This is a genomic window from Roseibium sp., assembly GCF_048261595.1.
In the GTDB taxonomy this organism is placed as follows: domain Bacteria; phylum Pseudomonadota; class Alphaproteobacteria; order Rhizobiales; family Stappiaceae; genus Roseibium.
This window is the reverse complement of the sequence record NZ_JBLXFW010000003.1, coordinates 322,607-335,005: the sequence shown is the minus strand read 5'-3', so window position 1 is coordinate 335,005 and position 12,399 is coordinate 322,607. Positions and strand designations below refer to the sequence as shown.

Annotated in this window: 15 protein-coding genes and 1 tRNA gene; 9 read left to right on the top strand and 7 right to left on the bottom strand. The window is 60.4% G+C overall.

Annotation, left to right across the window (positions count from 1 at the left end; all coding sequences use genetic code 11):
* Positions 1-15 precede the first annotated feature (15 nt).
* The 4 genes from ACN0SY_RS12700 (at position 16) to ACN0SY_RS12685 (ending at position 4,769) form a co-directional block, all read left to right on the top strand.
* On the top strand, positions 16-744 hold the full coding sequence (locus ACN0SY_RS12700; RefSeq protein WP_417687563.1) for an ABC transporter ATP-binding protein: 729 nt from the start codon (positions 16-18) through the stop codon (positions 742-744).
* Positions 741-3,311: an ABC transporter permease gene (locus ACN0SY_RS12695; protein ID WP_417687561.1), complete on the top strand. Its 2,571-nt coding sequence runs from the start codon at positions 741-743 to the stop codon at positions 3,309-3,311. The genes ACN0SY_RS12700 and ACN0SY_RS12695 overlap by 4 nt, the downstream gene beginning before the upstream one ends.
* A 173-nt stretch (positions 3,312-3,484) precedes the next feature.
* Complete coding sequence (locus ACN0SY_RS12690) at positions 3,485-4,243, top strand: Bax inhibitor-1/YccA family protein (protein ID WP_417687559.1); 759 nt, start codon at positions 3,485-3,487, stop codon at positions 4,241-4,243.
* Positions 4,244-4,385: 142 nt separating this feature from the next.
* Positions 4,386-4,769: a GFA family protein gene (locus ACN0SY_RS12685; protein WP_417687557.1), complete on the top strand. Its 384-nt coding sequence runs from the start codon at positions 4,386-4,388 to the stop codon at positions 4,767-4,769.
* Here ACN0SY_RS12685 and ACN0SY_RS12680 read toward each other — a convergent pair whose 3' ends face one another.
* Complete coding sequence (locus tag ACN0SY_RS12680; RefSeq protein WP_417687555.1) at positions 4,770-5,177, bottom strand: DUF2794 domain-containing protein; 408 nt, start codon at positions 5,175-5,177, stop codon at positions 4,770-4,772.
* A 348-nt stretch (positions 5,178-5,525) separates the two neighbouring features.
* Between ACN0SY_RS12680 and ACN0SY_RS12675 the strand changes: the two genes are divergently transcribed.
* Entirely contained in the window at positions 5,526-6,119 is a 594-nt protein-coding gene (locus ACN0SY_RS12675) for a GNAT family N-acetyltransferase (protein ID WP_417687553.1), read from the top strand.
* Here ACN0SY_RS12675 and ACN0SY_RS12670 read toward each other — a convergent pair.
* Positions 6,116-6,289, bottom strand: coding sequence for a hypothetical protein (locus ACN0SY_RS12670; protein WP_417687551.1), 174 nt, complete (start codon positions 6,287-6,289; stop codon positions 6,116-6,118). The genes ACN0SY_RS12675 and ACN0SY_RS12670 overlap by 4 nt on opposite strands.
* 261 nt (positions 6,290-6,550) lie before the next feature.
* On the opposite strand from ACN0SY_RS12670, the gene ppa reads away from it, so the two are divergent.
* Positions 6,551-7,090 (top strand): inorganic diphosphatase, encoded by a 540-nt coding sequence (gene ppa, locus ACN0SY_RS12665; protein ID WP_417687549.1) that lies wholly within the window; start codon positions 6,551-6,553, stop codon positions 7,088-7,090.
* A 45-nt stretch (positions 7,091-7,135) separates the two neighbouring features.
* Here ppa and ACN0SY_RS12660 read toward each other — a convergent pair whose 3' ends face one another.
* From ACN0SY_RS12660 to ACN0SY_RS12645, 4 genes are read right to left on the bottom strand one after another with little or no spacing between them, the layout of a single operon-like run.
* The gene (locus ACN0SY_RS12660; RefSeq protein ID WP_417687547.1) at positions 7,136-7,567 is read right to left on the bottom strand and encodes a metallopeptidase family protein; all 432 of its coding nucleotides are present in this window, start codon (positions 7,565-7,567) and stop codon (positions 7,136-7,138) included.
* 53 nt (positions 7,568-7,620) lie between these two features.
* Positions 7,621-7,875, bottom strand: a complete 255-nt coding sequence (locus ACN0SY_RS12655; RefSeq protein WP_417687545.1) for a hypothetical protein — start codon at positions 7,873-7,875, stop codon at positions 7,621-7,623.
* Positions 7,875-8,384 carry a disulfide bond formation protein B gene (locus tag ACN0SY_RS12650; protein WP_417687543.1) on the bottom strand — a complete coding sequence of 170 codons (510 nt, stop codon included), beginning with the start codon at positions 8,382-8,384 and terminating at the stop codon, positions 7,875-7,877. The genes ACN0SY_RS12655 and ACN0SY_RS12650 overlap by 1 nt, the downstream gene beginning before the upstream one ends.
* A gap of 17 nt (positions 8,385-8,401) precedes the next feature.
* On the bottom strand, positions 8,402-8,980 hold the full coding sequence (locus ACN0SY_RS12645; protein WP_417687541.1) for a YqaA family protein: 579 nt from the start codon (positions 8,978-8,980) through the stop codon (positions 8,402-8,404).
* 175 nt (positions 8,981-9,155) lie between these two features.
* Here ACN0SY_RS12645 and ACN0SY_RS12640 point away from each other — a divergent pair.
* From ACN0SY_RS12640 to ACN0SY_RS12630, 3 genes are all read left to right on the top strand, one after another.
* Positions 9,156-9,240, top strand: a tRNA-Leu gene (locus tag ACN0SY_RS12640).
* Between the two features lie 185 nt (positions 9,241-9,425).
* On the top strand, positions 9,426-9,944 hold the full coding sequence (locus ACN0SY_RS12635; protein WP_417687539.1) for a cupin domain-containing protein: 519 nt from the start codon (positions 9,426-9,428) through the stop codon (positions 9,942-9,944).
* 64 nt (positions 9,945-10,008) lie between these two features.
* Positions 10,009-11,556, top strand: coding sequence for a CHAD domain-containing protein (locus ACN0SY_RS12630; protein ID WP_417687537.1), 1,548 nt, complete (start codon positions 10,009-10,011; stop codon positions 11,554-11,556).
* A 17-nt stretch (positions 11,557-11,573) separates the two neighbouring features.
* Here the strand turns inward: ACN0SY_RS12630 and phnF are convergent, their stop codons facing one another.
* Entirely contained in the window at positions 11,574-12,308 is a 735-nt protein-coding gene (phnF, locus tag ACN0SY_RS12625) for a phosphonate metabolism transcriptional regulator PhnF (RefSeq protein WP_417687535.1), read from the bottom strand.
* Positions 12,309-12,399 lie beyond the last annotated feature (91 nt).

Here is a 12,399-nt window from a genome sequence, read left to right as displayed (position 1 = left end):
ACTTGAGGGGCACATATGACGAACCGACCGGCGATCGATCTCAAGGAAGTCCACCTCAGCCTCGGAGAGGGTGCCGGCCGGGTGCACATCCTGAAGGGCATCGACCTGGAGATCGAGTCGGGCACAGCCGTTGGTCTGGTCGGTCCGTCCGGCTCGGGAAAGTCAACGCTGCTGATGGTCATGGCAGGCCTCGAGCGTTCGGACAGCGGCAAGGTGGTCGTAGCAGGCTCGAATCTTTCGCCCCTGTCCGAAGATGAACTGGCCCGCTTCCGTGGTGCCAATGTCGGCATCATATTCCAGTCCTTCCACCTCGTCCCCAACATGACCGCTCTGGAGAACGTCGCGGTTCCGCTGGAACTTGCCGGCGACCGGCAGGCATTCGACAAGGCGCGCCGTGAACTGGAAGCCGTCGGGCTGGGCCACCGCCTCGGCCACTACCCGTCGCAGATGTCGGGCGGCGAACAGCAGCGCGTGGCCGTTGCCCGCGCACTCGTGGTTCAGCCGAAGATCCTGATTGCCGACGAGCCGACCGGTAACCTCGACGACAGCACCGGCGCGCAGATCGTTGAGCTCATGTTCAAGGCCCAGCGCGAGCGCGCCATGACCCTCGTTCTTGTCACCCACGATCCATCGCTCGCAGAACAGTGTGATCGCATGATCCGGCTGCGCTCCGGAGAGATAGAAGACGACCGGAACCGGAGTTCGGCCCCTGCCCGATCGCAAGCGGCAGAGGTCGGCGCATGAGTGCCTTTGTCAGCCAGGCCCCTACCGGCTTTCCCCTCGCCCTTCGTTTTGCGCTGCGCGAATTGCGCGGCGGGTTGAAGGGTTTTTACATCTTCATCGCCTGCATCGCCCTAGGCGTTGCTGCCATCGCCGGGGTCACCTCCATTTCCCGCTCACTGACCGAAGGCATTTCGGCGGAAGGGCAATCGATCCTTGGCGGAGATCTTTCCTTCGCAATCGTTCATCGCCAGACGGGTGAGGCAGAACGGGCCTGGCTCGAGGAGCTGGGATCCGTTTCCGAGGTTGCGACCATGCGCGCCATGGCGCGCCTGCCCGAGAGCGGCGACCAGTCCCTTGTCGAGTTGAAGGCCGTCGACAACCCCTATCCGCTATTCGGAACGATGGAGCTCCAGAGCGGGGGGCGTCTCGCGGAAGCGCTGTCGCAACAGGACGGCATATGGGGCGCGGTCGTAGACCCATCCCTTCTGGCCAGGCTCGGCCTTGCGGTCGGTGACACATTGAGCCTCGGCAAGGCGACCGTGCGCATCTCGGATACCATCATCAACGAACCTGACAAGCTGGCCGGCGGCATGGAATTCGGGCCCAGGCTCATGCTGTCCCAGGACGCAATGCCGGATACGGGCCTGATCCAGCCGGGCAGCCTTGTCCGCTGGCGGTACCGGGTCAAGCTGGATGGCTCCGCCTCGGATGAAGCTCTGTCGCGGGTCATCGAGCAGGCGGGCGAAGAGTTTCCGCAGGCCGGCTGGCGCATCCGCTCCCGCGCAAATGCCGCTCCCGGACTTCAGCGCAATATCGACCGCTTCGCCCAGTTCCTGACCCTTGTCGGCCTGACCGCCCTCGTCGTCGGCGGCGTCGGCGTTGCCAATGCAATCCGCGCCTTTCTCGCCACGAAGCGTGAGGTCATCGCAAGCTTCAAATGTCTCGGCGCGACCGGTGGCTTCGCATTTCAAATCTACCTGATCCAGATGCTGTTCCTTGCCGGGATCGGCATTGCCATCGGCCTCGTCATCGGCGCCGTTCTTCCTTTCGTTGCAAGCAGCGCTCTCTCCGGCCTCCTGCCGATCGATATGGCCGCCGCCATCTACCCGACCGAACTCGGCCTCGGATTGCTTTATGGCGTCCTCACAGCCCTCGCCTTTGCACTCTGGCCGCTGGGTCAGGCCCACGACGTGCCCCCCACCGCCCTGTTCCGCGACATGGTCTCGACCCGCGCCCGGCAACTGCCGCGCAAGCGCTACCTGTTCGCAACCGCGGTTACTGTTGCGGCCCTGGCCGGGATCGCCATCCTGCTCGCCTACGAAAAGCGCATTGCAGTGATCTACATCGGCGCATCCGCGGCGGCCTTTGTGCTGCTTGTGCTCGTGGCGCGTGCCATCATGGCACTCGCCAGGCGTATGCCGAGCGTCCGCTCGACGGAACTGCGGCTGGCCATCGCCAACATCCACCGGCCAGGCGCCCTGACCCCTTCCGTCGTCCTGTCGCTGGGGCTCGGGCTGTCACTGCTGGTCGCCCTCGCCCTTATCGATGGCAACCTGCGCCGCGAGCTTACGGCAACTATCGCCGATCAGGCCCCGAGTTTCTTCTTCATCGACATCCAGAGCCATGAACGTGACGCGTTCGAGGCCTTGCTTCAAGCCGAGACCGAAAAGGCGAGCATGCGGAGCGTTCCCATGCTGCGCGGACGACTCGTCTCGCTGAAAGGCGTCCCGGTCAGCGAGATCGACGCTCCCCCGAACGTGCGCTGGATCCTGCGCGGTGACCGAGGCATCACCTATGAGGCGAGCGCTCCGGACAACTCAGAAATCACGAGTGGCGAATGGTGGTCCGAGGACTACACCGGTTTTCCGCTCGTTTCCTTCGAGGACGAAGCGGCACGTGAGCTCGGACTCGCGGTCGGTGATGAAGTCACTGTGAATGTCCTCGGGCGCGAGCTCACTGCCCGGATCGCCAATACACGCAAGGTCGAGTGGCGTTCGCTCGCCATCAACTTCGTCATGGTGTTCTCGCCGAATACATTTGCCGGCGCGCCGCACTCCAACCTGATGACGCTCGGTTGGGAGGGCGAAGTCGCCGCAGAAACAGAGCTTGACCTTCTCCGTAAGGTCTCCAATGCCTTCCCGACTGTCACCACTGTACGCGTCAAGGATGCGATCTCTCAGGTGAATGATCTGGTCGCCCAGCTCGCCTGGGCAATCCGGGGCGCGTCCTCCATCACCCTCATCGCCAGCATTCTGGTTCTGGCCGGTGCGCTTGCCGCAGGACACCGCAATCGGATCTACGATGCTGTCATCCTGAAGACCCTCGGAGCAACGCGTGGCCGTCTGATCCTTGCCTATGGTCTCGAATACGCCATTCTGGGTCTCGCGACCGCCATCTTCGCCCTCATCGCAGGAGGGTTGGCGGCCTGGTTCGTGATCACCCAGGTGATGAACGGAAGCTTCGTCATGTTGCCGCTGACAGCGGCAACAGCGGCACTCGTCGCATTGGTGCTGACGGTAGGCTTCGGCCTTGTCGGTACGTGGAAGGTCCTTGGCGAAAAGCCCGCCCCGGTTCTGCGAAATCTTTGATGCCAGAGGGTTGATCTGGAAACCGGCACGCGAAGAAGTGGGAATGAAAGATTTGTAATGGTTTTTTTCGGAAAGAGCGTCTTGTTCTGTTAAACTAAACCTCCCATATTCCGTGCGAATAGTGTTGCGAGGTTCTCCTCGCGGCTAAACGACAACAAAGGGGAAAGTTAAGAATGTCGACCTTTGACCGAAATTCCCAGGCGACGTATTCGGTGGCCGGCACTCATGCCGATGCAGCTATCGATCAGGGCCTGCGGTCCTACATGCTGGGCGTCTACAACTACATGACGCTTGGCCTCGCGCTGACCGGCTTCTTTGCGCTCGGCACTGTCTTCCTGGCGGTTGAACAAACTGCCGGTGGCATGGCACTGACCCCGCTCGGCATGGCGCTTTACGGCTCGCCGCTCAAGTGGGTCGTGATGCTCGCCCCGCTTGGCATGGTCATGTTCCTGTCGTTCCGCATCCAGTCGATGAGCGCATCCGCCGCGCGCATGACCTTCCTGGTCTATGCGGCCGTGATGGGTATCTCCCTGTCCTCGATCTTCCTGGTCTACACCGGCGGATCGATCGCGCGCGTGTTCTTCATCACCGCAGCAGCCTTCGGTGCGCTGAGCCTGTTCGGCTACACCACCAAGAAGGACCTGTCGGCCTGGGGCTCGTTCCTGTTCATGGGCCTGATCGGTATCGTGATCGCGTCGCTGGTCAACATCTTCATGGCTTCTTCCGCCCTGCAGTTCGCCATCTCCGTGATCGGCGTTCTCGTGTTCGCCGGCCTCACCGCCTACGACACCCAGCAGATCAAGGAAATGTACTACGAAGGTGACGGCTACGAAGTTGCCACGAAGAAGTCCGTTATGGGCGCCCTGCGTCTCTACCTCGACTTCATCAACATGTTCCTGATGCTGCTGCAGCTGTTCGGCAACCGCGAATAAGCGCTGATCGCATCAATCAGAGCAAGCCAAGGCCCGGTCACCAGATCGGGCCTTTTCTTTTCGTCGCACGCCTTGAAAACCTCGTCGCCGGCTGGGCAAGATGAATGCCGGGATTTTCAGAAGAAGACATTTGGAGGAAGAGATGATCAAGGGCAGTTGCGATTGCGGGAAGGTTGCCTTTTCCGCCGACAATGAAAGCGACAAGGTCACTATTTGCCACTGCAGCCAGTGCCGCCGAACCAGCGGCCACCAGTGGGCCGCAACCCAGGCAGCTGCGACAACACTCGAGTTCAGTTGCGACGAAGGCCTCCAGTGGTACGAGTCTTCTAACTGGGCGAAACGAGGCTTCTGCAAATTCTGCGGCTCGAGCCTGTTCTATCGCATGAACAACGAAAGTAGCGTCAGCATCGCCGCAGGGTGCGTGGACTCGCCGACCGGCCTCAAAGTGACGAAGCACATTTTCGTCGCCGACAAGGGCGACTATTACGACATAACCGACGGACTGCCTCAGATCGATAAATACTGATCAGGCGTCGACCAGACGCAGGTGCTTCTTCTTTTCCAGAACCTTCAGCACCTGGGCCAGATCCTGCCCGCGTTTGAGGATCATGCCACCTGCCGCCACCACTGAATAAGCCCCTTGACGACGGGCGAGCTTGGGATCCTTCTCGATGCGGTAAAGCGGCATTTCAGAGCTACGCCGGAAAACGGAGAACACCGCCCGGTCTTTCAGAAGGTCAATGGCGTAGTCGCGCCATTCACCGTCGGCGACCATTCGTCCGTAAAGACGCAGGATCGTATCGAGTTCACGGCGATTGAAGGACACCAGCGGCTTCGGTGGTGGAGAAGGTGGCAGGGATGGTGCCGACCGCGGGCTGACAGGTGCTTGCCGCGCATTCTCCGAGAGAAAGGAATCGTCTTCGGTATCGCTCATTGCGCCTCCTTGCTCCCCTCCTGACACCTGCTACGCAGACGAAAAATCGCTGCCGGTTGAACCACCGCGCGGTCATCAGATTGTCATGATGCCCAAGAGCGCAGTCCTTTGGCAAGTCTGCCGGTTTTTACGACTGCCGACCCTTCCACCGAAACCAGAGAAAAAATCACGTTTTCGCCTCATTCCAGCCTTTGGCAAGCCACTTTGGATATCCATATTGAAATCATACCCTGATGGATCCTGAGCACTCGGCTTCGGAACGCATTAGCCCCCCAGCCCCCCGGGGTCAGAGTTGATCGGATCAGGTATTTGCGTACGAAACATCAGGGCAACTGAAGGGCCGGCTTAATGCCGGCCCTTTTCATATCCAACGCAATCCTACTTCTGCTTCCTCCAAACGTCCTGTATCGTTTGATGATGGAAACAGCCTTCATCGAGTTGCGCGACGCCAAAGCGCCCGATTGCGAAGACCTTGCCGCCATACACAGCGCGGCTTGGCTGGGTGCGTATCGCGGACTCTTGAACGGCGTCGAACTCGATCGCCTGATCGCGCGGCGGCCGCCGCAATGGTGGCGGCAGGCGCTCGCGCGCGGTGTCAGGATCAAGGTATTGGAAGTCAGCGGCCAGACTGTCGGCTACGGTACGTTCGGAACATGCCGCATTCCCAACCTCAGCTACGAGGGTGAGATCTACGAGCTCTACCTGCTTCCAGAACACCAGGGCCTGGGATTTGGCCGCACGCTGTTTGAGGATATTCGCAGAGACCTGTCCGCAGCGGGCCTGAACGGACTGGCCGTGCAGGTGCTCTCGGTCAATGAACCGGCCCGCGCATTCTACCGCGCGACCGGCGGCAAGCTCACCGCGAATTCGTCCTACCTGATCAAGGGCCAACGCTACGAGCTGTCGATCTACGGCTGGCCCGAACACCTTCGGAACGATTAGGGCAAAGCGCCGGTGAAGTTGTCGACAGTTTCATGCGCGGGGACATTGGCATCAGGATTGTCGCCAAAGGAAACGAACATCCTGAGGTCGCCCTCCGCTGCCCAGACGCTGCGCCCCTTGTATCCGGCGTAGCTCCAGGGCCCGCGATCCGACCCCTCTTCCGACGGCACGCTCAACTCTTCGCAGTTCTAGAGGGTGATCTGGGTGCAGGCGCTGTTGATCTTGCCTGCGCCGGTGAGCACCAGCACAAGTGCGAAGCCGGTGGCAAGTCTGGTAACCATTTGCCTACTCATTTCTCCCGAGATTGCCCCATTTGCATGGGACCAACACATCACAAGGTTCATCATAAGGTTGCATCGCAGCAATAAGGGCTTGCGCTCGCTCCCTCACCCTGCAATAGACCCAGCAACAGACAACAGGAGTCAAGCAGCATGCGTATTGATGCCGTGCCGATCGGCAAGAACCCGCCCGAAGACATCAACGTCATCATTGAAGTTTCCGTCGGCGGCGAACCGATCAAGTACGAAATGGACAAGGATGCCGGCGCCATGTACGTCGACCGCTTCCTTTACACGCCGATGCGCTATCCCGGAAACTACGGCTTCGTTCCGCACACCCTGTGCGGCGACGGCGATCCGATCGACGTGATTGTCGTAAACCAGCGCCCGATCGTTCCCGGCGCCATCATGAATTGCCGCCCGATCGGCGTTCTCCTGATGGAAGACGAGTCCGGTCAGGACGAGAAGATCCTTGCGGTTCCGAGCCACAAGCTCTCCAAGCGCTACGACAACATCAACGACGTGTCCGATCTGCCGGAGATCACCGTTCAGCAGGTCAAGCACTTCTTCGAGCACTACAAGGATCTGGAGCCCGGCAAGTGGGTGAAGGTGATCGGTGTCGAAGGTGTCGAGACCGCCAAGAAGCTCATCCTCGAGTCCATCGAGCGCGCCAAGGGCGAAGCTGCCGAGTAAGACCGGCCCGGACTTGCAGGAAGTTCCTAAAGCCGCTGCGGGCACCTAGTCCGTGGCGGCTTCTATTTTGTCCATATCGTCATCCGACAGGCCGAAATGATGGCCGATCTCATGGACAAGAACGTGGGCCACGACGTCGCCGAGCGTTTCGTCATTCGCCGCCCAATAGTCGAGGATCGGGCGCCGGAACAGCCAGATCCGGTTGGGCATCTGACCCGTGACGAGCTCCGCAGCGCCTTCTGTCAGGCCATTGCCTTCGAACAGGCCCAGAAGGTCATAAGGATCCTCGATTCCAAGAGCATCCAGCACCGCGTCATCGGGATATTCGGCAAGACTGATCTGGATCCTGCCGCACTGCTCAAGAATGTGATGCGGCAACGCCGCGAGCGTATCGCTGGCAAGAGCCTCGAATATATCCAGTCCCGGAGCGACCTTGTCAGCCCAGCCGCTCATGCGCCTGGGATAGATCGACGCCATCGCTCAACTCCATTGTTTCTTGTTGTCCCGGGGGATGCGATGCCACCCGCCCCTCAAAGGTAGGTGACGGCGAGATAGATGACCAGACCAATGGCAAAAACGAGCCCGGCTCCGCGGCCGACCCTTGTCCCCCAGATCTCTACTGCGTCCTCGCTGTCCTTGTCCGCCGCCCCGAAATGATCCTGCGCCTGGCGCGCCATGCGCACGAATGTCGAACCGGCAATCGTCTCGCTTTCCGCCTCGACACGGTCGATTGCCCGCAAGGCATCCTGACGTTTCTGTTCCTGGTCGTCGTGGCGGCCGCTCATCAAACGCCCCGGCGCTGGTAGCTGAAGAAGGCGCTCAGCAGGGCGAGGACGGCAAGTCCGCCGGAGGCAACCGCATTCCACCCGGCGAAAGAGAGACCGAACATGCGCCAGCTCGCTTCCGTGCAGCTCACGATCCGGACCTTCTTCAGATCACCAAGCAAGCCGGACGCGCTTGTCGGCGCAAAGCTGCCGCCGCCGCAATCATTCGGCCCCAGCCAGAAACCCCATTCGGCTCCCGCCTGGTAGATACCCAGTCCGGAGCCGTAGGCAAAGATCAAGGCGACGAGCAGCATGAGTGAGGCGGCGAGAACCGGTCGCCCGCGCCACATCAACAACAAGGCAAAGACTGTCAGGGGAAGAGCGGTGTAGTAAGGCACACGCTGCTCGAGGCAGAGCGCACAGGGAATGTATCCTCCGATGATCTGAAAGCCCCAGGCCGTTCCGATCGTCGCAAGTCCCGTCGCGAGTACAAGGGCGGCAAGGACTTTCGGGCAAGTGAGCAGACGCATGAGAGACCTCCCCGACCCTACAGGAACTTGATCAGTGCAAAGCCGCCGACAAGAACCACGACGAAAACGGTGAACATCAGTCCGAGGCGCTTCTCGATGAAATCCCGGATCGGCGGTCCGAAGTGGTAGATCAGGCCTGCGACCACCAGGAAGCGGATGCCGCGCGAAATCACACTAGCCGCAATAAAGACCGGCAGACTCAGCCCCGTGGCGCCACCGGCAATGGTGATCACCTTGTAGGGGAACGGGGTCAGGCCCGCGATGAAGACGAACCACCAACCCCAGGAATTGAAGATCTCGCTGAATCGTTCGAATTTGTCGAGGTAGCCGTAGAAGGACAGGATTGGCTCGGCGACCTGGACAAACAGGAACTGACCTATCAGGTATCCAGCGATACCGCCGAGAACGGACATGACCGTGCACAGGAGCGCAAACTTCCACGCGGCCTCCCTGCGGGCGATCACCATCGGGATCAACAGGAGGTCGGGGGGAATCGGAAAGACCGAGCTTTCGACAAAGGATACCGTGCCGAGCGCAGCAGGCGCGCGCGGGCCGGACGCGAGGGACAAGGTCCAATCGTATAAGCGGCGCAACATGCCCTTTCCATAGCCTCTTGCGGATCGAAAGTCACCATCGCTGAGACGCGACAAGAGCGCTTGTCATCCGGCGTCTATGCCTACCGAACTGCAGTTTGAAACAAGACCGAGGAAACCTCGCTGAAAGGATTGACGCCGCGATGGCGGTAGCTATTATCCAGCGACTTCGCACAGGGCCCCTGTGGCGGAATTGGTAGACGCGACGGATTCAAAATCCGTTTTCTTCGGAAGTGCCCGTTCGAGTCGGGCCAGGGGCACCACTTGGCGAACTGATAGCGCTTTCCCGGCGCTCCAAGATCTCCCGCAAGCTCATTCCCTGTTGCACCCGGACCACCGGCGTCCCGTCAATTTTTGCGAGCGGCCGCGAAGGCCTTAACCTGCTGTTGAGCGCAATGCGCCTATGGTCCGCCAATACAATCAGGCGAGGGTCGGGAGGTCAGCCCAAATGTCAGCTTCAGCCGAAACCAGAAAATTGCCGACATATGAGAGCCGTACCGATCTCATGGGCAACGGTGCCATCGAAGGCATGTTCGACTACGCGCTGCTGAATCTGGACCTGATGAAGGATGCCCCCATCCGGCAGGAGTGGATCATCGAAGGCACCCCCCAAGCCAAGAGCCACAATCTCGTCAGCGGCAATCGCGGCTGGTCGAGCATTGATCACTGGTCATGTACCAAGGGCAAGTTCAGGTGGTACTTCGAATGGGATGAGACCGTTCTCATTCTGGACGGCGAAGTCGTCATCACCGACAATGACGGGCAAGTTTATGTCGGCAGGCCAGGAACAACCATGCACTTCCCGGCCGGGACCTCGGCTATTTGGGACGTTCCACACTATGTGCGCAAGATCGCCTTCAGCTGTCGGGTGCTGCCGCCCTACTTGCATTTCCTCGGTCGCGCGGTCGGCAAACTGAGGCGAATGGCCGGTCTCGACAAGGCTCCCACAGGCAACAGCCTGGGTTGACGAGACGCCGCAGGCCGCACTCGGTTTCTGGACAGCGACCAGCGGCTCCACTACGCTTCCGTCAATGGCCAAATCAGAACGAGAAATCGAGCTCAAGCTCGAAGTCCTTCCAAACTGGCGGGACCTCGTAAAACAGGTCCCCGTCCCAGATGGGTTCACCTCCTCCCGGGCGGTGACCCAAACCCTTCATTCCATCTATTTCGATACCGAGGACCAAGCGCTTCGCCGCGCAAGGATCTCGCTACGTGTACGCAAGGTGGGCAAGGGATGGCTACAGACCGCCAAGATCGGCACCGGTGTTTTCGGAGGGTTGTCTTCGGCCATTGAGGTCGAGCATCCGGTCGAGGGACGCGCCATTGACTTCAAGGTGATAGACGATCCGCACGCGCTCAGCCTTCTGTTGGACACACTAAGCGGCTCCCCCTTGTCGGAGGCCTGTGAAACGGTGATGCGGCGGACCAAACGCATCCTGTCGGACGACAACGGCGCACGGATCGAGGTCGCTTTCGACAATGGCGAGATCATCGCCGGCGACAAGCGTAGCCCCTTGTCCGAGGTCGAGCTGGAACTTCAGGCAGGAAGTGCCGCCAGCCTGTATCTTGCAGCCAGCGGTCTGCTGGGACCGGCCCCGTTCCGGTTCTCTCCCTGCAGCAAGTCCGAACGCGGCTTCCGCCTTGCCGGCGGTGAGGACACCGACCGCCTGACACCGCACCTGACAAGCAAGATCGATCTTGAGCCGGGAACCACGGTCGAGCAGGCCTTTCGAGATGTTCTTCGCTCCTGCCTGGAACAGATCGCAGCGAACCGGGCGTGCATTCTCGACAACCACCATCCGGAAGGGCCGCACCAGATGCGGATCGGCCTCAGACGCCTGCGCAGCGCGTTTCGGTTATTCCGTCCCACGCTAAACCGGGACACGCTCGCTCCGCTGGATAACCTCGCGAAGACGATTGCAGCGGAAGTCGGAAAACTGAGGGACGTCGACGCTCTCAAGGATGACATCGTCGCGCCCCTGGCCGATCAGTTGCCGGATGGCCTCGCGATTGCTCCCCTTCAAGCTCAACTGGCAACGCTTCGGGGGCAGACGGCCAGGGACGTTGCCGCCTATCTGGCGAGTGAGGAGGTAAATCGCTTCATCTTCGCACTCGCTGCCTACACCGAAACGCGTGGCTGGCTCGCTCCGGAGATGCGCGACCAGACCGATCGGCTGGCGGCACCGGTCAAATCCCTTGCAGGCTCCGCACTCGACAGGCAGTGGAAAAAAGTCGCTTCATACGGCAAGCGGATTGAGGATCTGACGATCCCAGAGCGCCACGAGATGCGCAAGGCGTTGAAAAAGCTGCGCTACGGAGTGGAATTCTTCGGCGGCCTTTACCCGAAGAAGAAGGTGAAACCGTTCCTGAAACAACTGCGGCGCTTGCAGGATATCTTCGGTTATCTCAACGACGTCGCAATTGCGGAAAAGCTTCTGACAGTCCCGAAGGCTCGAGGCGCCATCGGACCTGTCGCCGGCTATGCGGTCGGCTGGCACGAGGCTCAATCGCAGCATATGTGGCTGCATGCCCGGGAATTTTGGGCCGATGCCAGCGCCGCACCGAAATTCTGGCGCTAACGGACGGCCATTGAACTTCAATTCTCGATCACGACCTGCAGGCGGTCTGCCGCCATGCGCGTTCGGGTGTACTGGGTTGCTGTTCCCTGCGGATCGACATTCAGGCTTTCGACAACCAGGACCGGTTGGCCGGAAACCAGACCCAGCACGGCCGCATCTTCCTGATCGACAAGCTCCGCTGTCACCTTGCTCTGTTTTCGCGTGTAGTCATCGATACCGCAGACACTCAATGCCTTGGTGAAGGATCCCGTTTCGGCATAGGCGGCAAGAAGCCCCGGAAACCGGGCCTGCTCGAACCAGCTTGTACCGACGAGGACCGGGATTCCATCGACGACCCGCAGGGTCTCGATGCGCAAGAGTGGGGTACCCAAAGGCACGGAAAGGGCCTCTGACAGCAACGCATCGGCCGGCTCTGTGCCGCTGCCGATCATCCGACCGCTCGGCGTGCGGTCCTGCCCGGAAATGATCTCGGAAAACCGGGTACGGCTCCGGATCGGGTAGTCGATCGCCGTGGCCGCGACAAAGGTACCACGGCCTTGGTCTGCCCGCAGGATACCTTCCGCGGTCAACGCAGCAATGGCACGGCGAACCGTATGTCGATTGACGTCGAAGCGGCCTGCAATATCGGCCTCCGTCGGCACGCGCGCACCCTCGGCATAGGTGCCGGCTGCGATTTCGGCCTTCAGCCATTCCGCGATTTGCCGCCATACGGCAATTCCCGCTCCGCGATCGATTTTTACCTGCGTCGTCATGTGTCCGTCATCAAATCCCGCTAGCAGAGAGTCAATTCGAAAATTCGTCTATACAAATAGACAAATCGATGATTTGCTCAAGTCCTCTTTT